Origin of the sequence: Elusimicrobium sp. (genome assembly GCA_015062115.1) — a bacterium.
Lineage (GTDB): Bacteria > Elusimicrobiota > Elusimicrobia > Elusimicrobiales > Elusimicrobiaceae > Avelusimicrobium.
In genome coordinates, this window is sequence record SUVG01000001.1 from 240,987 (window position 1) to 262,906 (window position 21,920).

Genomic DNA, 21,920 nt, shown 5'->3' on the forward strand with positions numbered 1-21,920 from the left:
TATAATAACTTTATGAAGAAGATTTCCCTTTTAGTTCCGCTTTATAACGAGCAAGAAACGCTCCCCATTTTTTGGCAAAAAACACAACAAGTGCTAGCCACTCTGCAAGGGAGTTGTTTTGAATATGTGTTTATAGACGACGGAAGCCAAGACAACACCCCCCGTCTGCTACAAGAATTGGCAGAAAAAAATTCTTTTGTAAAAGTGATTACGCTTTCGCGCAATTTCGGCAAGGAAGCCGCTTTAACGGCCGGCCTTGAGCAAGCCGCCACGCAAGATGCGGTAATTGTATTGGACGCCGACTTGCAAGACCCGCCGGAACTAATTGCGGCGTTTGTGGAAAAATTTAACGAAGGGTACGACACCGTCTATGCCGCGCGGCAGGATCGCTCCCGAGACTCCTTCTTCAAGCGCGTAACCGCCAAATCTTTCTACAAGGTTTACAATTTTTTAGCCGAACGCCCTATCCCCGAAAACGCGGGAGACTGCCGCTTGATTTCCCGACGGGTTGTGCAAGCGGTACTGCAACTGCCGGAACGGGAACGCTTTTTGAAAGGACTTTTCAGTTGGGTGGGATTTAACACCACCTCCGTGCCTTATTCCCGCCCGGAACGCGCCGCCGGTAAAACCAAATGGAATTACTGGAAACTTTGGAATTTTGCCTTAAGCGGTATTACGGCTTCGGGTTCTTTGCCGCTTAAATTATGGACGTACTTTGGCTTTCTCGTTTCTCTTTTTGCCTTTGCGTACGCCCTTGTGGTAGCCGCTAAAAAAATACTATGGGGCAACCCCGTCAGCGGGTACTCCTCGTTAATGGTAACCATTTTATTTTTCAGCGGAGTACAGTTGATTTCGCTGGGTGTAATCGGCGAGTATTTAAGCCGAATTTTCGTGGAAACAAAAGCCCGCCCGGCTTACATCATAAAAGAAAAAATAAATTGCGATTAAGTTTTTTCATCAAAAAAAGCCGCCCTGATCGGGGCGGCTTTTTGATTGAAACTTTTGTTTAAGCACGGGCTTCGCCGGTAGTGGCTTGAGATTCCTGCGCGCGGAAAAACCCAATCGTTTGTTGAGAATAAGCAAAGAACGGATAAAAGGCATTTTCCGGGTTGCGTGCGTCAGCCTCTTTGATTTCCGTATGAAAGAGTTTTTCTTTTGACACCGCAAACAACCGCACATATTCGGGCCCTGTGGGCGCGGGGAGTTCCGTACCTACAGGCTCGGCCGTCATATTTCCTGTCAGTTTGCTGGCGTGCGCCAACATATGCGCGGCCGCCGTTTGCAAGGCTTCGTGTCCGTGGCCGCCGATTACACCGCCCAACCCGCTTTTGCTGTTGTTTTCGAAATACAAACTGCTATCCCCCAGCGAGTTTGTAGCCAAAAACAAATGCTTTTTATCGGGGCCGTCCAAAAATACCATTTCTATCCCGGCTACGCAAATTTTATCCGGGCCGATTTCAATAATTCCTTTGCGGTTTTCCAAATTTTTTACATCTAACCAAAAATCTCGCATATTCTTATATGCCTGTTTCATAAAGCACCCCCTATAAAGGTTATATTAATATTTTATCTAATCTTTTCTAACCCGTAAAAGGGGTTAGACGGAAAAGTTTATTTGGGGTATAATAAAAGAAAGGTTTTTGGAGGGGTATATGACGAAAAAAGGACGCGTAGTAATTTTGATGATGGATTCCTTCGGTATCGGCGGGGCGGAAGACGCCCAACGCTTTGGAGACGAAGGAGCCAACACGTTAGGACACATCGCCCAAGCCCGCGGGCAATTAAATATCCCTAATTTATCTTATCTGGGCTTATTGCGCGCGGCGGAAGCCTCCTGTGGCACAGCACCCCTGGTGGGAGAACAGGAAATACCGTCCATTATGATTCCTTCCAAATACGGGTATATGAAAGAAGTAAGTCGCGGGAAAGATACTTCGTCGGGCCATTGGGAAATGGCCGGCAGCCCCGTAGAATTTGAGTGGGGTTATTTCAAGCCCGATTATCCTTCCTTTCCGCAAGAACTTATCCAAAAAATCTGTGACGAAGCCGGCATCCCCGGTATTTTGGGAAACAAAGCCGCCAGCGGAACTCAAATTATTGAAGAACTCGGCGAAGAACACATTAAAACGGGCAAACCCATTTGCTACACTTCGGCCGACAGCGTGTTCCAAATTGCGGCGCACGAAAAACATTTTGGACTTGAAAAACTCTATAAACTTTGTGAAATTGCCTTTAAGCATGTGGCACCTTACAATATTGCCCGCGTGATTGCCCGTCCGTTTGAGGGAGAAACCGCCCAAGACTTTAAGCGCACCAAAAACCGCCACGACTATTCCGTAAAACCGCCCACTCAAACGGTGCTTGATGAAGTGAAAGAAGCAGGCGGAGAAGTAATTTCCGTCGGTAAAATTTCGGACATTTTTGCCAAACAAGGCATTACTAAAGCGGTAAAAGCCTCCGGCCTGGAAGAACTGTGGGACGCCACCTTGCAAGAAGCCAAAAACGCGCCCGATTTTAGCATTGTGTTTACCAACTTTGTTGATTTCGACATGACTTGGGGCCACCGCCGCGACATTGAAGGCTACGCCAAAGGCTTGGAATATTTTGACACTCGCTTGCCCGATTTAATTGCGCAGATGAAGGAAGGCGATTTGGCCTTTATCACCGCAGACCACGGTTGCGACCCTGCCTATAAAGGCACCGACCACACACGCGAAAATGTGCCGGTGTTAATGTTCGGCCCCGGGGTTCGGCCGGAGTTCATCGGCGGACGCAAAACCTATGCCGATTTAGGCCAAACCATTGCCGATTATTTCAAATTACCACCGCTCAAATGCGGCACGAGTTTTTTGGATAAGTAAAGAAAAACCCCCGCTTCTGGCGGGGGTTTTTATTACAACTCACCGGCTATGTATTCAAATCCTTCTCTCTCTAAATCTTTACAAATTTTTTTACCAATTTCTGTATTACAGTCATAGCACAAATTTGTCCATTTATCATCATTTTTTTCTTTGAATATATAGAAAGCATAATCATCTCCTGGCTCTCTATGTATTTCAATATAACAGGATCTATTTGAGCAACCAGCACCTTGATATTCAAAATTCTTTGTTACCCAAGACCCCTCATATTCTCCAGGAGTACCTTTTAATTCTACATCTGCGAAATCATTATAATAAATGTTGGAAGAAGGATATCCATTCGCCATAATATACAACTCCATCTGTTTTTTCATGGTACTTACATTGCTTAACACTTCACTAACTCGTGCCTTTTCCACTGCTTTGGTATATTGCGGAAGTGCCACGGCAGACAATATACCAATGATTAACACCACGACCAAAAGTTCTATCAAAGTAAAACCCTTTTTCATACAAAACCTCTTATAAACTGGTTTTCGGCAAGCAAACAAGATTTTATTTCTTCCTGCCTGCCGATTAGGTACATTGTAAGAAAAAAAAAACACGGGTCAAGCCTTGGGCGAGAAACACCTTCTTTTACGGCCCCTAAAAACAAAAAACGGACAAGATATGCTCGTCCGTTTTTTATTAGTTCTAATTTTTTTATTCTTCGGTGGTTTCCGTTTCAGGAGATTCCGTCGGCTCTATGTTCATGGTGGCCAGTAGCATATCCACCAGGCGGATATCACTGGGGTACTGCACCAATTCGCGCGCCTTTAACAAAGACACCCAGCGAATAGATAAAATTTCCGAAGCGTCGTGTTTACCGATGCGGCCCAGTTTCTTCATCAAATACCACTGAACCATTTTTTTCACATAGTTTCCTTGGAAGGTAAATGCGTATTTCACCCGAATCATCGGGCGCACGATAACGGCTTTATAGCCTGTTTCTTCCAGCACTTCGCGCAAAGCAGCTTGGCGGGGCGTTTCCCCGGCTTCAATATGCCCTTTGGGAAATGTCCAAATTTTTTTACCTTTCATATTTTTGACTTGAACGAGAAGCACCTTTCTCCCGTCCAAAATCACGCCGCCGCACGAAAATTCCGAAACTATCATATGCTTTTTTCTAATTGATACGCCGCATTTAAGATTTTTTCTTCCTGCAAAATAGGGCCATAGAATTGCACCCCAATCGGCAGGCCGTCCACATCTTTCCCAAACGGCACGCTGATACCCGCCAAACCGCCGATATTGCCTTGGCAAGTGTATAAGTCCGCCAGGTAAAGGGCTAAGGGGTCTTCGTCGTGTTCGCCCAACTTAAAGGCCGTGGTGGGAGAAGTGGGCGTTAAAAGAACATCAACTTTTTCAAACGCTTTTTTGAAGTCTTCGCGAATCAGTTCGCGCACTTTCATGGCTTTTAAGAAACACTCTTCGTAACGGCCCGAGGTAAGTGCAAAGGTGCCGATAAGCAAGCGTTTTTTAACTTCCAAGCCGAAAGGCGCGCGGGAATTTTGATAATAAGAGGTTAAGTCGGCCGCGTCTTTATCGGCATATCCGTAACGGATACCGTCGTAACGGCCCAAGTTGGAACTGGCCTCCGCGCTGGTAATAATGTAATAGCAGGGGGCCGCATATTTAGCATGGGGAATATCCACTTCCACCAACTGTGCGCCTAATTCTTCCAAGCGTTTGGCGGCTTGTTCCATTTTTTCTTTGATGCAAGGGGTAAGGCCGTCCAAAAATCCTTTGGGAAGGCCCACTTTTACACCTTTCATATCTTGCGTAAAAAGTTGGCTGTAGGCGGGCACTTCCGCTTCTAAAGAAGTAGAATCGTGCACATCTTTGCCGGAAAGGACTTCCAACACATCTGCCACATCTTTCACGGTTGCCGCCAACACGCCCACTTGGTCGGCGCTGGAGGCAAAGGCCATTACCCCGTAGCGGGAGATGCGCCCGTAACCGGGCTTAATGCCCACTACACCGCAGAAACCGGCCGGTTGACGAACCGAGCCGCCCGTATCCGTCCCCAAGGCTACCGGAACCATACCGGCGGCAACCGCCGCCGCGCTTCCGCCCGAAGAACCGCCCGGAACACGGGTCAAATCTACCGGATTTTTAACGGGCCCGTAAGCAGAGGTTTGGTTGGTGCTGCCCATGGCAAATTCGTCCATATTGGTGCGCCCGATAATAACGGCATCGGCCGCCAAGAGTTTTTCCACCACCGTAGAAGTGTAGGAAGCCACATAGTTTTCCAACATTTTGGAACAACAGGTTGCTTTGTGCCCTTTGTAGAGGATATTGTCTTTAATGGCAACGGGAACACCCGCTAACGCGCCTAACTTTTCGCCGCGGGCTTTTTTGGCATCGATTTCTTTGGCTTGGGCCAAAGCATCTTGCTCAAAAACTTCCACAAAAGCATTGACGGAAGGATTCTTTTCGGCGATAACGGCCAAGGCCTCTTGCGTGATAGCCAGCGCAGTTTTCTCACCGGACAAAACGGCTTTTACAATTTGTTCTACAGTCATCATTAAAGCACCTTCTTCACTTTGGCACTATCTGCTTCCTGCGCGCCAAAAGCCTGGCGGAGTTCGGCAGACAAAGTTTCGTTTGTAACCGGAATATCCCGGCGGATATGGGCAAAATTTACATTGGTCAGTTCTACCCCGTCCGTATTCACTTCGGCGAGTTCCGCCACCCATTTGAAAAGTCCTTCCAGTTGGGCTTCATAGACGGAGGTTTCTTGTTCGTTTACTTGCATATTGGCAAGTTTGGCCGTTTGGGCCACATCTTTTTTAGTTATTTCCATAGAAATAGGCTCCCTTTGAAAGTATATTTTATATAATAATGGAGCCCTTTGGCTAGGCTTAAATATAAGCCCTAAAATGCCGGGGGACAAGGGGGTAGTATGACAGAGAAAAATGCGTGCTCCGTTACGGAGCGCACCAAAGATGATTGCCGTTGCGGTACCAACGGAGAAAACTGCGTAAACAGCCACTTTACTTTAGCGGTAGTGGCGGTGATATTATCGTGCTTTAGCGGGTTTTGGACGATTCCGCTGGCCCTGGCGGCGCTTATTTTATCCTTGCGCGCGCAAGACTTGGCACACGATAACCGCACCGAAGAAGCACGCCGTACGGCTTGGTGGGTAGGCCTATTTGGCTGGGTAACCGTGGGGGTAGCGCTTCTGCCGGTTATTGCCGTACTTGTTTTCGGCAGTACGATTATGGCATTTCTAACTGCCATATTGGCAAGCGCCTAAAAACTTAAGTACAAAAAGAAACTCCCCGGGTTTTAGCCCGGGGAGTTTTTGTTATTGAAAAATCCAATATCCGTCTTTTTTAATCGCCCCAACTTGTGAACAGACTTCAGCAGTATCATCTCCCGCTTCACAAAGGAACAATCCTTGTGTCGGCACATTAGTTTGATAGTTGGGGCCTTCTAATTTAACACTATATTTACCGTCTGGCAATCTCTCCGCCACTAAAACAGCCGAAGTACCGGGTGAACATCCCCCGGAATTTCCACAAGCAAATTCATCAATATAGTAGCGAAAGTTTTTTGTGGTAATGTAACGATCTTCTAAGGTCCCGGAGATACTAATATCCAAATCATCTATTTGTAAAGAATCCGGGCCACCTGCTAGCCCACGCAAAATTATGGCATCCATCATAGATTTTAAGTTTACCTTTGCTTCGCTTACCCGACTTTTTTCCACAGCCTTCGTATATTGCGGAAGAGCCACCGCAGACAAGATACCAATGATTAACACTACAACTAAAAGTTCTATCAAAGTAAAACCCTTTTTCATACAAAACCTCTTATAAATAAGTTTTCGGCAAGCAAACAACACTACAATTCCTCCTGCCTGCCGATTAGGCATATTGTAAGAAAAAAAAAAAACGGGTCAAGCTCTTTCTGATTTTCTGGTTAAAAAAGCGGATAAAGATTTTCTTTATCCGCTCAAAAAACAATCAATAAAATAATCCTACTTCAACACCAAAGTATCTTCCATATCCGGCCCGGTGGAAATAAGGGCGATTTGCGGATGCGGGTAAACTTCTTTGCTTAACGCACGCAGACGCGCCAAAAAGGCCTGGGCTTCGGGCGTAAAGTCCGCCTCGTTTTTCACATGGTCGTTCCCGGGGAACATATCCATGTGCGTAATGGCAATTTTGGTACAGTTGTTAATCATAATGGCGCGAGAGGCGGAACGCATTTCAAACTCGCCGATACGGCGCAAACGCTTGGAAACACTGCCGATTTCGTGCCCTTTGGTGTGGTAAATTTCCAGTTCTTTCTCGTCCGTAATTTCTTTTTCGAGCGGCCCGGGGCCCACGCGGGTAATGTAGGGCTTGAACACTACATACACATCGCGCACGCTTTTGGGGCCAAGGCCTGCCTCGCCCAAAAAAGTGCTGGCGGTAGTGTCGCGCGAAGTAACAAACGGATATTCTCCGTGCAAGAGCGAAAGTTTAATCCCTTGTGTGCCTTCCAACAAAATTTGCCCGCCGTTATCCAACGATTTATTTAAGAGTTCGGGTACATCTTGGATATAATCTTTCAGCAAAGGTTCGTCTTTGGCATATTTAATATCACGGCGTTCGATGCGTTCCCGCACGGCCTGACCTAGCCCCGTGCCCACACTGCCGATATGTTTCATAAAGTGGGCGGCATTGCGCTCGGCGGCCGTTTGTTCTTCCGAAATAAGTACAGCATACGGATCAATAATCAAGCGGTCTGCCGTGCCGGTAAACTTTACTTCGTCCAGCAACCACTCCGTTTTGGTGTAAGCACCCGCACCCAAAACAAGTTTTGTTTTCGGATTTAAGAAACCCGACGGAATATTTTTTAAGGTGTAAGATTTGCCGTCTTTTACCACGGTATGCCCGGCATTGGGGCCACCTACGCGCACACAATAATCGTAATCTCCTTTGTAAGAGAGGTACGCGGAAATTTTACCTTTTCCTTCATCTCCGGCTTGACCGCCACAAACAATATCTATCATCTATCCCCCCTCGCTTGCTTTGCGGATAAGCCGATGTAATTTTCCGGCAAGAGCGCACGCAAACGTTTTTTGGTTAATTCGTCCGTCTTTAGTTCTTCTATAAAGGCTTGTAACAAAGAAAGGGTTATTTTTTGCCCGCGGGTAAAATCGCGCAGGGTTTCGTACGGATTGGGATAGCCGACCGCCCGCAACAAGGTCTGCACCGCCTCGGCCAACACTTCGGGGTGATTATTTAATTCCTCCCGGGCGAATGTGCGATTAAAAGAAATTTTAGAAAGCCCTTTAAGCACTGAAAGATATGCCGTCAGCGCGTAGCCGAAGGAGACACTCATATTGCGTAAAACCGTAGAGTCCGACAAGTCCCTCTGCAAACGGGAGACGGGTAATTTGCGCGAAAAGAGTTCCAACAAACTGTTTGCCAACTGTAAATTTCCTTCGGCATTTTCGAAATCAATGGGGTTTACTTTTTGCGGCATGGTGGAAGAGCCGACTTCCCCGCGGACGGTTTTTTGACGAACAAGCCCTTGGGAAATATAGAACCACATATCTTGGCAAAAATCGAGCAAAATAATGTTGATGCGGCGGATATTATCAAAAATTTCGGCGTAAGCGTCGCGGTTATCCACCTGTGTAGAAAGCGGCGTTAAGAAAATTTTTATACGGCGGCCTTTATTCAATCGGGCAACAAATTTTTCGGCTATTTTGGGCCAGTTATGCTTGGGAAAAGCAAAACAATGTGCGTTATAAGCTCCCACCGCACCGCCAAATTTACAGGAAACCTGCTTTGTTTTTAATTCTTTTATTTGGCGGGACAAACGCTCCGCAAAGACCCGCATTTCCCGCCCGAAAGTAGTAGGAACGGCCGGTTGGCCGTGGGTGCGTGCAAGCAAAACGGAAGAGGCTTCTTGGCGGGCCAACTTAGTAAGTTCTTTGCAGACTTTATCCAATTCGCTAAGCAGTACTTTTTCCACTCCGTCCGCCAACAACATGGCATAGGCCGCGCTGTTGATATCTTCGCTGGTTAAAGCAAAGTGGAACCATTCCAAACGATCGGACAGAGAAGTCTTTTTTAATTTCAGTTTCAAAAAGTATTCCAAAGATTTCACATCATGTTTGGTGGGAGGAATAGAAGCATAGCCTTCAAACTCCAACGCATGTAACATTTCCAAGTCTTTTTCGTTTAACACGCAAACATCGTTCAGCAATTTTTCTTCGGCTTTGGTGAGAGATTTGAAACGGGGCAACCCCAGGGTGGAAAGAAGGGAAAACCAAGCACACTCGCCGCGCAATCTGGATACAGCAAAGGCGGCCTCGCTCATGACATTTCTGAGCGTGCCCAATTTTTCGCCGTAACGGCCGTCCAACGGGCATAGTGCCGATTTGTTCATACTCATATTTTACAAAATATAAAGCCTTATGAGAGAGAAAACCCGGGGATTTTGTCCCCGGGTAATTCCCTTGTTTATTTGTTTTGTTTCAAGTCGGCTTGTTGTTTTTTTACCAAATCTTCGTAAGGCCCGAATCCGCCTTCCGTATTCCAACCGCCGCCCAAGGCTTTTGCCAAGTTGACTACAGCGGCCAGTTCGTCGTTGCGGGCAGAGGCCAAATTCATTTCGGCCGATAACAGGTTTTCTTCTACGCTGAGTAAATCTGTTACTCCGATAAGGCCGGCATCTTCTTGCTTTTTGGTTAAATCGTAACTGCGTTGCATGGCAACCGTTTGTGATTGGTAAGAATCAAAAATTTCGCGGTTTAAGCGGTTAGCCGCCAACGCATCATACGCTTCCTTGAAAGCCCCTTGAACGGTTTTTTCGTAAGTGGCTAACATTTCGGCATATTTGGCTTCGGCCTGCTGGTTTTGGGCGCGGATTTTTCCACCTTCAAAAATAGGCGCAAGAACCTGTCCTCCCAAACTCCACGCACCGGCGGCACCGCTAAATAAACTATCCAACGCGGTGCTGGCATAACCCACGGATGCCGTCAACGGAATAGACGGGAAGTAAGAAGCACGGGCCGCACCGATGTTGGCATTGGCCGCAATCAACTGCCCTTCCGCCGCACGCACATCGGGGCGACGGGCCAACAAGTCCGAAGGCAAGTCCGCCGGGATATCGGGAATCAAAGTAACTTCCGCCAATTTTTTACCGCGTGGCAATTTATTTTCAATCATTTCGCGCGGAGATTTCCCCAACAACACGGACAGAGCCGTTTCGGCTTGGGTACGTTTTAAGCGGAGTTGCTGTTCCTGTGCTTGCACGCTGGACATATTAGCCTGCACGCGGCGCAGATCCACTTCTGTACTGTAACCGTTTTTGTAGCGGCTTTCATAAATGCGGACATTTTCTTGGCGTGCCGCCAAAGTGCGCGCGGCAATTTCAATTTGTTCGTCCAACATAAGAAGCGTAAAATAATTGTTGGCTACATCGGCCGTTAAGGTTAAACGGACGGTATCGCGCGAAGCTTCGCTAGCCAATAATTGGGCACGGGCCGCTTCGCTCAAACGGCGGTATTTACCCCACAAATCCAATTCGTACGCCACAGACACATTGGCCGTGCTTTGCGTTTGACCCGAACCGCTTGCCGTTCCGGCGCGGCCGGAATCTGCCGCGGCCGACAAACTGGGCAACTGATCCGCGCGGGCAATCCCCACCGCCGCACGCGCCTGATCCACCCGTGCTACGGCCGCTTGCAAATCTTTGTTGTAGGCAAGGGCGTCTTCTTCCAGTTGGTTAAGAACCGGATCTTCAAAAACTTCCCACCACTTGGCAGTTGTAAAAATACTGAACTTATCGGCCGCCGCGCCGGTAGGCAAATCTAACTCCGGCTGTTTATAGTTGGGGCCGAACATACACCCCGCGAGCAGACAAGCAAGTGTTGCCAAAAGCCCTAATTTTTTGAAACTCATATATTCACCTCTTTGTTTTCTTCGGCAGGGGTGTTTTCCCCTTCCTTTTTATCCTGCTTTTTCTTACCGTCAAAAATACAGAAGAAAAGCGGGATAAACAACGGCGCCACACAAGTAGCCGCCAACATACCGAACACTACCGCCGTACCGATAGAGTGACGGCTGGCCGCCCCGGCACCCGAACTGATAGCCAGCGGCACGCACCCCAAGATGAAGGCCAAAGAGGTCATCACAATCGGGCGGAAGCGCATTTCGGCAGCTTGGATAGCGGCTTTGGCCGTTTCCAAACCTTGTTCTTTAAGAAGAACAGCAAATTCTACAATCAAAATGGCGTTTTTGGCAGCCAAACCCACCAACGCAACAAGTGCGATTTGGAAATAAATATCATTGGATAATCCGCGCGCCCAAGTACCGGCTAAGGCCCCGAAAATAGCAAACGGAACAGCCAAAAGAACAGCAATCGGCAAACTCCATTTTTCGTATTGGGCCGCCAAAATCAAGAACACTACCAGCATACCCAACAAAAGGGCGGTGGCTGACGAACTGCCGGACATTTTTTCCTGATAGGTAGTACCCGTCCAGGAGAGCGTGAAGTTGCTATCCAACACTTCTTTGGCGGTTTCTTCTACCGCACGGATTGCATCACCGGAACTGTAGCCGGAAGCAGGCGTAGCCATAATTTTGGCCGCGGGAAACACATTAAAGCGTTCCACCATATCGGGCCCCAAAGTCGGCGTGAGCGTTACAAGCGAAGAAAGCGGAACCATGGAACCTTTGCTGGAGCGGGTGTAAATTTCGCCCAGTTGTTCCGGACGGGCGCGGAATTCGCCTTCCGCCTGCATCATTACCTTAAAACTGCGGCCCGAATAGGTAAAATCGTTTACATAAGTAGTACCGAAAGTACCTTGCAACGTGGAATAGAGTTCTCCCAGCGTTACACCCATGGACTGGGCTTTGATTTCATCAACTTCCAACTTATACTGCGGAATAGCAGCGGAAAAAGTAGTGCTGACGCTGGAAAGTTCCGGGCGTTTTTTGGCCGCTTCCACAAAAGCCTGCACTTGCGCCTCGAGGGCTTGGCTGTCTCCGGAACCGCGGTTTTGGATATACCCTTCCAAACCGCCCGTGGTACTCATACCCATAATGGGCGGAGGGTTAAACGGCATAACAATAGCGGTGGGAATCTTGGATAAAGAAGCCCCGTAAATTTTGGCTACCACATCCGTAGAACTCATGCCTTTCGCTTTGCGTTCTTTCCAAGGCTTTAAGGCCACGAAAGCAGAAACCGTGTTGTTCTTTTGGGTACTGCTTAACATATCGTACCCGGTGAGGATTAAAGTTTTATCCACTTCGGGCTGAGAGTTAATGATTTCTTCCAGTTGTTTTCCCACTTCTTCACTATTAGAAAGAGAGGCGGACGGATCCAACTGGGCCGATACCATAATGATACCTTGGTCTTCTTCGGGCAACAAACTGCCGGGAACAATTTTGAACAAGCCCAAAGTGCCCGCAAACAAGAGAGCAATAATGATGAGCGCAACCGGCATGCGGCGGATAAAAAACCCGACAAAGCCGACATATTTACCGGTCAGTTTTTCAAACCAACGGTCAAACTGATAGAAGAAGCCTTTGGTCGGGTGTTCCTGCTTTTTAAGAAGAAGCGCACACAAGGCCGGCGTGAGCGTCAAAGCTACGATACCGGAAATAACGACGGATACGGCAATCGTAATAGCGAACTGCTGATACATAATACCCGTCAACCCGCCCATAAATGCCACCGGCACAAATACGGAACAAAGCACCAGCACAATGGCCACTACAGGGCCGGATACTTCGTCCATGGCTTTCATGGTGGCTTCTTTGACGGGGAGGTTATCCTCGTGCATGATACGTTCTACGTTTTCGATTACCACAATGGCATCATCTACCACAATACCAATCGCAAGCACCAACCCAAATAATGTAAGCGTGTTAATGGAAAAACCCAATAACATCATACCGGCAAAAGCACCTACAATGGATACCGGCACCGCCAAGCAGGGAATCAAAGTAGCGCGCCAGTCCTTCAAGAACAGATACACCACCAAGAACACGAGTACAATGGCTTCCAACAACGTATGGATTACTTCTTCAATAGAAGCGGACACGAACAGGGTGGTATCGTAAGCCACTTCGTAATTCATATCCAAATCCGGCGGGAAGTTTTTTGCCAGTTCCTTCATGTGTTCGTTGACGGCTTTGGCGGTAGCCACTGCATTGGCCCCGGGGGACAAAAACACCCCAATCGGCACAGCAGGTTTCCCGTTAAAACTACCGTTAAATTCATAAGTTTGGCTGCCGAGTTCCACCCGCGCCACATCTTTCAAACGCAGGGAAGTTCCGTCGGCATTGGCGCGCAGAATAATATTTTCAAATTCTTCCGGTTTGGTTAAACGGCCCGGAGCCACAATAGCATAAGTGCGGTCTACTTTTACGGGAAGCGGCGGTTGACCGATTTTACCCGCAGCGCGTTGAGCGTTTTGTGCTTGCACGGCGGAGACCAAATCGCTGATGGTTAACCCGCGTTGGGAAAGGACATCGGGCTTTACCCAAATGCGGATAGAATAGTCATTGGCGGACATAACCTGCGCGTCCCCCACCCCTTCAATGCGTTTTAGGTCGTCCACGATGTTAATAAGCGCATAGTTACCGATGGTGGTGGTGTCAGATTGGCCGCTGGGGGAATACAAAGCGATTAACTGTAAAATAGCGGAAGATTTTTTGTTTACTTCCACCCCGTAGCGACGCACATCTTCCGGCAAAGTGGCCGTGGCCCCTTGCACGCGGTTGTTCACGTTAATCATTGCTTGGTCGGGGTCGGTTCCCACTTTGAAGGAAACCATCAGGTTCATATCCCCGTTAGTGGAAGAAGTGGAGTTCATATACAACATATCTTCCACCCCGTTTACCTGCTGTTCAATCGGGGCGGCAACGGTGTTTGCAATTACTTCGGGGCTGGCCCCCGGATAACTGGCCGAAACTTGAACGGTAGGGGGAGTTAAATCCGGGTATTGCTCAATGGGGAGCATGGTGATAGACACAATCCCCGCGAGCAGAATTAAAAGAGAAATAACCGTAGCGAAAATGGGGCGGTTAATAAAAAATTTAGAAAACATTTTCCCCCCTTATTTCGTTGCGGGTGCAGTTTCTTGAGCAGCGGGAACGGCTTCTTGGGCGGCTTCGTTGGGAACAGCCTGCGTATCGGGCGCTTCGGCGTTCTCAATGACTTTTTCCAACTCCGCTACACTGCGTCCATCTTCTTGCGCCGGCTGTACTTCTTCTTTTTCGGCCGAGACGGAAAATTCCTTCATTTGTACTTGCACCTGTTGACCGGGGCGCACTTTGGCAAGACCGCCGCTCACCACGCGTTCGCCGGCTTTTAAGCCGTCGGTTACGATATACATATCATCTTGCAAGTGTGCTTGAATCGGGCGGGCAACCAAGGAATCGTTTTCGTCAATCACATACGAAATCATACCGTTTTGTGTGTTAAGAACGGCAGAAGAAGGAATCAAAATAGCATTTTTGTAAGTAGCACCCACCAAGTGTACGCGTACAAATTGACCGGGCATCAACAAACGGCTGTTTTTAGGATTGGGAAATTCGGCCTTGATAGCCAAGCTGGAGGTTTGGGTGTTTTCGGTGCTGTCGAAAAATACAATTTTGCCTTTTTCGGGATACACGCGCCCGTTGGCTAATACGGCTTCTACATAAATAGGGGCATCTTCCGCACCTACTTTGCGGTAATTTTCAGCCGATAAAGATTTGCGTTGTTCTTCCGTGCCAATTGTGATTTGGCCGGACATAAAACCTGCGGCTAATTGTTCGAATTGGCGACTGGGCATGGAGAAGTTTACATATAAGGGGTTGATTTGTACCATGGTGGTGAGGAGCCCCGTTTCGCCTGCGGCAGAAACCAAACTGCCGACTGATTGGCTTTCCTTCCCGGCGATACCCGAAATGGGAGCCGTTACTTTGGTATAACCCAAATTGATTTCCGCATTGCTTACCCCGGCCTTGGCCACTTTTACATTGGCTTGGGCGGCTTCGTAAGCGGAGAGAGCATTGTCGTAATCTTGTTGGCTGATGGCATTATCCGCACGCAAACTTTTCATACGCGTATAGGTGCGTTTGGTTTGTTTTTCTTGGGCGATGGCTTGGGCCAAAGTTCCTTGGGCTTTTTCCAAAGCAACCTTATATTCTTTGTCATCAATTTGAAAAAGTTGCGTACCGGCTTCTACATATTCCCCTTCATTATACAAGCGGGCTTCCAAAATACCGCCCACTTGCGCGCGGATTTGAATATCGAGCGAACCCGCTACTTGGGCCGGGTATTCAATCGTCCAAGGCAAATCCTGTTGTAACACCGTTACGGCATTTACAACGGAAACCGGTGCGGTTGCATCAGCGTTTTTTTTCTTGCAACCGGCAGAAAAGAAAATAGCAAGGCCGACGGCTACACAACCGAGGGCGACAATTTTTTTACACATAAAACAACTCCCCTGTTAAGATAAAGTTACAAAAATTGTATAAAATTTTTCTCTGCTTCCAAGTCTTTTTTTTAACTAATACAAAACCGACTCTGGCAAAATTTTTACCGTTAAGACATAATTAAGAAAGAAGTTCTAACCGTATGATGATATAATCTAAAGGAATAAAGTATAAAGGCACAATGGGTGCTGAGGGGGAAAAATGAAAATAGAATCTATGGAGCGCATGATAGGCCGAACGCCGCTTATCGAAATTACCCGCATGAACCCGGGCCCGGGCCGCGTGTTTGCCAAATTGGAAATGTTCAATCCGTTTAGCATTAAAGACCGAGCCGCTTTGTTTATGCTCAATGCTGCCGAGGAAAGAGAAATTCTGGCTCCCGGCGGAACTATTGTGGAACCTACCAGCGGAAACACGGGGATTGCACTTGCTTTTTTGGCGGCCGTACGCGGATACAAATGCGTTTTGACCATGCCCGCCAACATGAGCCCGGAACGCATGCAACTTATGAAGGCTTTGGGCGCGCAAATTGTGTTAACTCCCATTGAAAAAGGCATGCAGGGAGCGGTGGATATGGCACGGGAAATTTTAGAAAAGACCCCCAACTCCTTTATGCCGGATCAATTCAACAATCCGGCCAATGCACTCGCACACGAAAAAACAACCGGGCCCGAAATTTGGGAAGACATGAAAGAGAAAATAGATGTATTTATCTGTGGTGTGGGAACGGGCGGAACTTTAACGGGAGTGGGGCATTTTTTAACCAAAAAGAACCCGGATATTAAAATAGTGGCGGTAGAACCGGCCGACTCGCCGCTCCTTTCCGGCGGGAATCCGGCCCCGCACAAACTACAGGGAATCGGAGCAAACTTTATCCCATCGCTTTTGGATAGACGGTTACTGGACTGTGTGGCCCCTGTCACCTACGAACACGCGCTGGAAACAACCCGAAAACTCGCACAAACACAAGGAATTTTAACGGGCATTTCAGGCGGAGCCGCCCTATGGGCTGCCTTGCGGGAAAGCGCAAAAGAAACCAGCGAAGGCAAAAATATCGTTACCATACTGCCGGACGGCGCAGAACGCTATTTGAGCACGGGATTATTTAATTAAATAAAAAACCTTGCTACAATAAAAAGATGAAACACTTGTTGCGGATTCTTTGCATAGGCTTTGGGTTTATTCTTCCTGCCGCCATGCCCTGCCATGCACAAGAAGAAATCATCATTGAAATGCACGGCACGCCGGATAATCTACCCGACGGTATTTCCGTGTGGGAAAAAAATTGCTCGCAGTTAACCCGTTTGTTACGCGGGAAAACAAGAGAATACGCCTTGTACCGCATTACCAGCGTTTCTTCTTATGATGATATTTTACGCACGCCTTCGGGCAAAAAATATGCCTTGGTGCGCTACGGAAGCGAAGACGGCGACTTTCGAAAACTTCTTTTCCATGCCAAAGACCCCCAACATTTTATTGCCTGTGCTTCTAACGCAACCGAAGTGATAGCCATGCAAAAAAAGTACGATTTGCAAGTAGGCCTTCACTTAAAAACTTTCCTGAAAACCTACGGAGAAACCGCCACTTTAAGCAATCTGGTGGACGAAAAAAACGGAAAAATTTACCCGGCTTACCGAGTTGTTTTTTCCAGCCCTTTTGCTAAAGTTCCCGATGTGCGGTATTTTCTTTTTGATGACGAAATGCTCGTGCGCACCTTTGCGAGTGAAGATGCCTTTTTTGAGTTTATGAATAAACTTTCCAAACAAAACAAAGAGATTTCCCTCGCGCGCGAACAACAACAAAAAGAAAAACTGGCCCAAGAAGAAAAAAAGCGACAGGAACGGCTAAAAAAACAAAACCGCCCCGTACGAAAGGCATTGGTATCCGGGGGCACGGTGGAGGACAGAATGTATATGCCGCGCGCCGTCAATGCAACGCCGTTGCCTCCTTTAACTCCCGGTAAAACTCCGGCCGGAACGCCCGAAATACGAACGCAGTTCTAACCCCTTTTTAACGATATCAATTTTTTCTTTTTTATTTATAATACAAATATGAATATCGATTCTTTTTCCCTTTCTTCTTTTAGTATTGCGGGGTTGTTATATGCTATTTTGCAACTAACGGTCACCGTGCATATTTTGCTTAAAAAAGACGATGTAAAAAGTTCTATCGGCTGGATAGGGCTGGTATGGTTGGCCCCTTTGCTCGGGAGTGTTTTTTATGTCGTTTTCGGCATCAACCGTATTCGCCGAAAAGCCTTGGCTCTGCGAAATAAAGGGCCGGATATTTTAACCGCCACTGGTAAAACAGCCGAAGAAATCGAAAAAGAAATTCCTTCCGCCTTTTTACAACTCATGCGCCTGGGCTATAAAGTTCACCCGCAACATTTTGCCTTGGGCAATCGACTGGAAGCCTATGTAAACGGGGACGAAGCCTACCCCGAAATGTGCCGCCTTATCTCCAACGCCCAAAAAGAGGTGCTCCTGCAAAGTTATATTTTTAATAACGACCGCGCCGGCAACTTGTTCCTTTGCGCACTTAAACAAGCCGTTCAAAACGGAGCCAAGGTGAAAGTACTTGTAGACGGAGTAGGCCTGAATTACTCCAAACCCACCATTGCACGCGCTCTCAAAAAAATAAAAGGGGTGGAAGTAGGGGTTTTTCTTCCCTCCAAAAAACCCGTTACTTTGCCTTTTGTCAATTTAAGAAATCACCGGAAAATTTTAATTGTAGACGGGAAAGAGGCTTTTTTCGGCGGGATGAATATCGCGGAAGGAAATTTGGTGAATAGCCAGCCCAAAGACCCCATTATAGACATTACTTTTAAGGTTCAAGGCCCGGTGGTGGATCAAATGAGCCGCGTGTTTGAGGAGGACTGGCTTTTCGCGGGCAAAAAGCATTTTGTACCGGCTTCTTTTCACCACGAAGCCGCTTTGCCGGGAGATACGCCCGCACGCATTATTCCGGACGGGCCCGACAGTGACTACGGTAAAATAGAACTGCTGATTTTAGGAGCCCTTTCCTGTGCACAAAAAACGGTACAAATTGTTACCCCGTATTTCTTGCCGGAAACAAATATTTTAACTGCCTTGGAAATAGCCGCCATGCGCGGAGTAGAAGTAGAAATTATTTTACCCGAAAAAAGCAACATCTTCGGTATGGATCGGGCCATGCGGGCCAATTTTTCTTCTTTGCTGAAAAAAGGCGTTAAAATTTTCCGTTCACACCCTCCCTTTGACCACAGCAAAATAATGTTGGTAGATTCTGCGTGGTTATTTGTAGGCTCCGCCAATTGGGACGTGCGCAGTTTTAAGTTAAACTTCGAGTGTAATTTGGAGTGCGTCAGCCTGCCGTTGGCCAAAGAAGTAAAGAAAATTATTGAACTAAAAAAATCAATTTCCTTTCAAGAAAAGCCGACCAAACAGACCTTTTTTCAAAGTCTGTTGGATAACGCTTTTAAGTTGCTGACCCCTTACTATTAACCTATGCTATACAAAAAACCCCAGGCACACCAAACTCTTTCCTCTTACGGGCAGGCCACGCGCCAAACACTGCCGCGGGAATTTACGGTATGTTCCTGGAATTTCCAAAAGGCAGGCGCAAAAGCCTGGGCAAAAGAATTTAGAATTTTGGCTGATGTTACCGACATTTTTTTAGCGCAAGAAAACCGTTTAACGCCGGCCGTTCTAAAAGAAATCAAAAACTCTCCTCTCTGTTGGCATGAGGCGGCAGGCTTTTTGTCATTACGCGGGAATTATCTTACCGGTGTTTGTACGGGAAGTATCGTAAATCCCTCCCGTGTTATTTTTAAGCAAGGGGGCAAGGAACCCTTTATCCGTATTCCCAAAATGTTATTGGCCACTTTTCTACCGCTTGGAAACGGTAAAAATCTGTTGGTTATCAATGTCCACGCCGTTAATTTTACAAGGCTCGATACCTTCCGCCGCAATATGGCCGCCGTGGCGGAACTTCTGCTGAATTTTGAGGGCCCCGTTTTACTGGGGGGAGACTTCAATGCTTGGAGTGCCAAGCGTTGCCAAGTGCTCCGGCAAACAGCGGCACAAGCAGGACTGAGCGAAATAGCCTTCCTGCCCGATAACCGTTCCCGTTTTTTGGGAAAACCCGTCGATTTTTTATTTACCCGCCAACTCAATTTATTGGCGTGCGGAGTGTGTGCGACAAAAGCCTCCGATCATAACCCGCTACTGGCCCGTTTTCAAATAGGCAAGTAGCCTGTTTCGTATCCTCGCAATATGGTAAAATATAAGTAATATGAGTGACAATAAAGCCCTGGGCTTTAAAAGACAAGCCCTTAAAAAAGTAATCGAAGCCTTTGACAAAGGCGTTTTAGAAACGGCCGCGTATCGCATTCCGCATGACGTCGTGCCGCGCAATGCCAATTTAGATGTGCGTTGCTGTGTATATAAAGAACGCGCTGTCTTTCGTGCGCGCACTTTAGCCGCTTTGGGTTTCGCCATTGAAGAAGATGACGAAGCCACTTCTTTGAACGAGTACGCCAAGCAGGCTCTGCTTCGTAAAGATATTCCGGAAAAACCGCTTACCGTACTTGATATCGCCTGCAAAGGGTGCGTAAAAGCACGCCACATTGTAACCGAAGCCTGCCAAGGTTGTTTGGCGCGTGCTTGCCAAACCGCGTGTAAATTCGGGGCGATTTCCGTTGTTAACGGGAAAAGCCGCATTGACCCCGATAAATGCAAAAACTGCGGTCAATGTAAAGCCGCCTGCCCGTATAATGCCATTACCTATGTGCCCGTTCCCTGCGAACAAGCCTGCCCGGTAGATGCTATCCATAAAGGTGCGGACGGATTTGCTCAAATTGATTTTGAAAAATGCATTTCTTGCGGTCAGTGCATGGGCGCGTGTCCGTTCGGCGCCATCATGGAACGCAGCCAACTTATCGATATTTTGAGTTCTATGAAAAGCCACCGTAAAGTATGCGCGATGGTTGCTCCGTCTATCGTCGGGCAATTCAACTGCACTTTGCCGCAACTGATGACTGCTATTAAAAAAGCCGGTTTTGATAAAGTAACCGAAGTGGCCGAAGGGGCCGATATCACCACCGACAACGAAGCGCGCGAACTTATCGAACGCTTGGAAAACGGCGCCCGTTTTATGACTACTTCTTGCTGCGCGGCCTGGGTGCAAGCCGTTAAAAAGCATTTGCCGGCCCTGAAGGAATTTGTATCTCACACCCGCACGCCCGGCTCCTATACGGCGGAAATCGAAAAGAAAAACGGTTTCACCACCGTTTTTGTGGGCCCGTGTGTATCCAAACGCGTAGAAGGCATGGAAGACCCCAACATGGACTATGTAATGACCTATGAAGAATTAGGCGCCCTGTTGGAAGCCCGCGGCATTAACCCGGCCGAATGTGAGGAAACCCCGCTCGATCCCAAAATCTCCGGCGAAGCCCGCTACTACGGCGTAACCGGCGGTGTGGCCCAAGCGGTAGAAAATGCCCTCGTCGGCCAACGTCCGTTTAAGAAAATGGCTATCAACGGTTTGGATAAAAAAGCCATGTTAATGTTAAATGCCTACGCCAAAGGCGCGGGAGATTTCCAACTGTTGGAAGTAATGAGTTGTAAAGGCGGCTGTATCGGCGGCCCGTGCACCATTGCCACCCAAGCCAAAGTCATCAACCCGATTAAAAACTTAGTGGCCGAAAGCCCCAAAGTAAAACCGGCGTTTGGTGAAGAAAAGAAAGAAGAAAAATAAAATTTTCTTACCGAATAAAAACCCCCGCACTAAGCGGGGGTTTTTTATGTTAAGTTTTACGGCAATTTGAAAGATTCCCAATCTTCGTTAGACCAAAAGGCTACCCCGCCCATGCCTTTGCAAATATTAAGATACCGCGTATCACCTTTTTTCGCACGGCATTGGCGCGCCTTGGTCCCCATAAAATCTTGTAAATAGAGCAGTTTTGCTTCTCCGTTTACCACTAAATTTCCCTGGATAGTACCTTGCGTTTTTCCTTCGTTCATCCATATATGAAAAGTGTTCTTGCCCACCTTTATTTGCTTGTCTGTTACTTTAGTAGAAGGAACCGTAATATCTAAATCATCAAAAGAGCCCGTCCAATCGCCATTTGCCAAATAATACAGTTCCGCTGCCTGTGCCAATGCTTTGCAAATGGTTTGCAGTTCCGAATAGCGGGCTTTGTCCACCGCTGTTTGATATTGCGGAAGTGCTACGGCAGACAAAATACCGATGATTAAAACCACCACTAAAAGTTCTATCAATGTAAAACCTTTTTGCATACAAAAATCCTTTTTATTATCTTTTAGTTAAGTATATCAAAAAAGAATCTTTTTGCCTAAAAAACTAACCCTTTTTTGGACTTTACTGCGGGTAACGATTTTTTTATTGTAAGTATATAAGGTTCCTGTTTCGGGGGTAAACCGGCGAAAAGCCAAGAGAAGGGAAACGGGAATCTGGGGGAAGAAAGTTATTTTAAGATGTTAAAATAATTTTCTGTATAGGATGATAAAAAGCCCCGGCAGGGCCGAAAATCCCCGGGGCTTTTTGAAAACGATTTTATCCGATCCGGAGCAGAAAGGGG

General features: G+C 47.4%; 18 protein-coding genes and 2 pseudogenes. 8 read left to right on the forward strand and 12 right to left on the reverse strand.

All coding sequences use genetic code 11. From position 1 onward, the window contains the following. Positions 1–12: 12 nt before the first annotated feature. Positions 13–948 (forward strand): glycosyltransferase family 2 protein, encoded by a 936-nt coding sequence (locus tag E7027_01105; GenBank protein ID MBE6420735.1) that lies wholly within the window; start codon positions 13–15, stop codon positions 946–948. A gap of 58 nt (positions 949–1,006) precedes the next feature. Here E7027_01105 and E7027_01110 read toward each other — a convergent pair whose 3' ends face one another. Further along, entirely contained in the window at positions 1,007–1,534 is a 528-nt protein-coding gene (locus E7027_01110) for a hypothetical protein (GenBank protein ID MBE6420736.1), read from the reverse strand. A 118-nt stretch (positions 1,535–1,652) separates the two neighbouring features. Between E7027_01110 and E7027_01115 the strand changes: the two genes are divergently transcribed. Further along, a complete protein-coding gene (locus E7027_01115) occupies positions 1,653–2,861 on the forward strand; it encodes a phosphopentomutase (protein ID MBE6420737.1) in 1,209 nt (402 codons plus the stop codon). Positions 2,862–3,250: 389 nt separating this feature from the next. Here the strand turns inward: E7027_01115 and E7027_01120 are convergent. The 4 genes and pseudogenes from E7027_01120 to E7027_01135 all read right to left on the reverse strand — a co-directional run bounded on the left by E7027_01120 (position 3,251) and on the right by E7027_01135 (position 5,706). Further along, a pseudogene (locus E7027_01120) lies at positions 3,251–3,373 on the reverse strand (prepilin-type N-terminal cleavage/methylation domain-containing protein). A 190-nt stretch (positions 3,374–3,563) separates the two neighbouring features. Next, positions 3,564–4,016 (reverse strand): NUDIX domain-containing protein, encoded by a 453-nt coding sequence (locus E7027_01125; protein ID MBE6420738.1) that lies wholly within the window; start codon positions 4,014–4,016, stop codon positions 3,564–3,566. Beyond that, complete coding sequence (gene gatA, locus E7027_01130; protein MBE6420739.1) at positions 4,013–5,428, reverse strand: Asp-tRNA(Asn)/Glu-tRNA(Gln) amidotransferase subunit GatA; 1,416 nt, start codon at positions 5,426–5,428, stop codon at positions 4,013–4,015. The genes E7027_01125 and gatA overlap by 4 nt, the downstream gene beginning before the upstream one ends. Beyond that, positions 5,428–5,706, reverse strand: a complete 279-nt coding sequence (locus E7027_01135; protein MBE6420740.1) for an aspartyl/glutamyl-tRNA amidotransferase subunit C — start codon at positions 5,704–5,706, stop codon at positions 5,428–5,430. Before E7027_01135 ends, gatA begins: the two co-directional genes overlap by 1 nt. Before the next feature lie 99 nt (positions 5,707–5,805). Here E7027_01135 and E7027_01140 point away from each other — a divergent pair, with 99 nt between their 5' ends. Further along, on the forward strand, positions 5,806–6,159 hold the full coding sequence (locus E7027_01140; GenBank protein ID MBE6420741.1) for a hypothetical protein: 354 nt from the start codon (positions 5,806–5,808) through the stop codon (positions 6,157–6,159). Between the two features lie 465 nt (positions 6,160–6,624). On the opposite strand, the pseudogene E7027_01145 reads toward E7027_01140, so the two are convergent. From E7027_01145 to E7027_01170, 6 genes and pseudogenes are all read right to left on the reverse strand, one after another. Continuing rightward, positions 6,625–6,708, reverse strand: a pseudogene (locus tag E7027_01145) (prepilin-type N-terminal cleavage/methylation domain-containing protein). Between the two features lie 177 nt (positions 6,709–6,885). Further along, entirely contained in the window at positions 6,886–7,905 is a 1,020-nt protein-coding gene (locus E7027_01150) for an adenylosuccinate synthetase (protein MBE6420742.1), read from the reverse strand. Then, a complete protein-coding gene (gene purB / locus E7027_01155; GenBank protein MBE6420743.1) occupies positions 7,902–9,299 on the reverse strand; it encodes an adenylosuccinate lyase in 1,398 nt (465 codons plus the stop codon). The genes E7027_01150 and purB overlap by 4 nt, the downstream gene beginning before the upstream one ends. 68 nt (positions 9,300–9,367) lie before the next feature. After that, positions 9,368–10,810, reverse strand: coding sequence for an efflux transporter outer membrane subunit (locus E7027_01160; GenBank protein MBE6420744.1), 1,443 nt, complete (start codon positions 10,808–10,810; stop codon positions 9,368–9,370). Continuing rightward, positions 10,807–13,965 (reverse strand): multidrug efflux RND transporter permease subunit, encoded by a 3,159-nt coding sequence (locus tag E7027_01165; protein MBE6420745.1) that lies wholly within the window; start codon positions 13,963–13,965, stop codon positions 10,807–10,809. Before E7027_01165 ends, E7027_01160 begins: the two co-directional genes overlap by 4 nt. 9 nt (positions 13,966–13,974) lie before the next feature. Next, a complete protein-coding gene (locus E7027_01170; protein ID MBE6420746.1) occupies positions 13,975–15,339 on the reverse strand; it encodes an efflux RND transporter periplasmic adaptor subunit in 1,365 nt (454 codons plus the stop codon). A 202-nt stretch (positions 15,340–15,541) separates the two neighbouring features. Between E7027_01170 and cysK the strand changes: the two genes are divergently transcribed. From cysK to E7027_01195, 5 genes are read left to right on the forward strand one after another with little or no spacing between them, the layout of a single operon-like run. After that, positions 15,542–16,453 (forward strand): cysteine synthase A, encoded by a 912-nt coding sequence (gene cysK / locus E7027_01175; GenBank protein ID MBE6420747.1) that lies wholly within the window; start codon positions 15,542–15,544, stop codon positions 16,451–16,453. A gap of 26 nt (positions 16,454–16,479) precedes the next feature. Beyond that, positions 16,480–17,343, forward strand: a complete 864-nt coding sequence (locus tag E7027_01180) for a hypothetical protein (protein MBE6420748.1) — start codon at positions 16,480–16,482, stop codon at positions 17,341–17,343. Between the two features lie 48 nt (positions 17,344–17,391). Then, entirely contained in the window at positions 17,392–18,822 is a 1,431-nt protein-coding gene (locus E7027_01185) for a hypothetical protein (GenBank protein MBE6420749.1), read from the forward strand. Positions 18,823–18,825: 3 nt separating this feature from the next. Beyond that, positions 18,826–19,572, forward strand: coding sequence for an endonuclease/exonuclease/phosphatase family protein (locus tag E7027_01190; GenBank protein MBE6420750.1), 747 nt, complete (start codon positions 18,826–18,828; stop codon positions 19,570–19,572). A 40-nt stretch (positions 19,573–19,612) separates the two neighbouring features. Continuing rightward, entirely contained in the window at positions 19,613–21,076 is a 1,464-nt protein-coding gene (locus E7027_01195) for a 4Fe-4S dicluster domain-containing protein (protein ID MBE6420751.1), read from the forward strand. Positions 21,077–21,132: 56 nt separating this feature from the next. Here E7027_01195 and E7027_01200 read toward each other — a convergent pair whose 3' ends face one another. Further along, on the reverse strand, positions 21,133–21,618 hold the full coding sequence (locus tag E7027_01200) for a prepilin-type N-terminal cleavage/methylation domain-containing protein (protein MBE6420752.1): 486 nt from the start codon (positions 21,616–21,618) through the stop codon (positions 21,133–21,135). Positions 21,619–21,920: the final 302 nt, after the last annotated feature.

Excerpts from the sequence above, each read along its gene's own strand:
- E7027_01160 (MBE6420744.1), bottom strand. The coding sequence starts at position 10,810 with ATGAGTTTCAAAAAATTAGGGCTTTTGGCAACACTTGCTTGTCTGCTC.
- E7027_01135 (MBE6420740.1), bottom strand. The coding sequence starts at position 5,706 with ATGGAAATAACTAAAAAAGATGTGGCCCAAACGGCCAAACTTGCCAAT.
- E7027_01165 (MBE6420745.1), bottom strand. The coding sequence starts at position 13,965 with ATGTTTTCTAAATTTTTTATTAACCGCCCCATTTTCGCTACGGTTATT.
- purB (MBE6420743.1), bottom strand. The coding sequence starts at position 9,299 with ATGAGTATGAACAAATCGGCACTATGCCCGTTGGACGGCCGTTACGGC.
- E7027_01140 (MBE6420741.1), top strand. The coding sequence starts at position 5,806 with ATGACAGAGAAAAATGCGTGCTCCGTTACGGAGCGCACCAAAGATGAT.
- E7027_01115 (MBE6420737.1), top strand. The coding sequence starts at position 1,653 with ATGACGAAAAAAGGACGCGTAGTAATTTTGATGATGGATTCCTTCGGT.
- E7027_01125 (MBE6420738.1), bottom strand. The coding sequence starts at position 4,016 with ATGATAGTTTCGGAATTTTCGTGCGGCGGCGTGATTTTGGACGGGAGA.
- cysK (MBE6420747.1), top strand. The coding sequence starts at position 15,542 with ATGAAAATAGAATCTATGGAGCGCATGATAGGCCGAACGCCGCTTATC.
- E7027_01110 (MBE6420736.1), bottom strand. The coding sequence starts at position 1,534 with ATGAAACAGGCATATAAGAATATGCGAGATTTTTGGTTAGATGTAAAA.
- E7027_01150 (MBE6420742.1), bottom strand. The coding sequence starts at position 7,905 with ATGATAGATATTGTTTGTGGCGGTCAAGCCGGAGATGAAGGAAAAGGT.
- E7027_01105 (MBE6420735.1), top strand. The coding sequence starts at position 13 with ATGAAGAAGATTTCCCTTTTAGTTCCGCTTTATAACGAGCAAGAAACG.
- E7027_01195 (MBE6420751.1), top strand. The coding sequence starts at position 19,613 with ATGAGTGACAATAAAGCCCTGGGCTTTAAAAGACAAGCCCTTAAAAAA.
- E7027_01180 (MBE6420748.1), top strand. The coding sequence starts at position 16,480 with ATGAAACACTTGTTGCGGATTCTTTGCATAGGCTTTGGGTTTATTCTT.
- E7027_01185 (MBE6420749.1), top strand. The coding sequence starts at position 17,392 with ATGAATATCGATTCTTTTTCCCTTTCTTCTTTTAGTATTGCGGGGTTG.
- E7027_01170 (MBE6420746.1), bottom strand. The coding sequence starts at position 15,339 with ATGTGTAAAAAAATTGTCGCCCTCGGTTGTGTAGCCGTCGGCCTTGCT.
- E7027_01190 (MBE6420750.1), top strand. The coding sequence starts at position 18,826 with ATGCTATACAAAAAACCCCAGGCACACCAAACTCTTTCCTCTTACGGG.
- gatA (MBE6420739.1), bottom strand. The coding sequence starts at position 5,428 with ATGATGACTGTAGAACAAATTGTAAAAGCCGTTTTGTCCGGTGAGAAA.
- E7027_01200 (MBE6420752.1), bottom strand. The coding sequence starts at position 21,618 with ATGCAAAAAGGTTTTACATTGATAGAACTTTTAGTGGTGGTTTTAATC.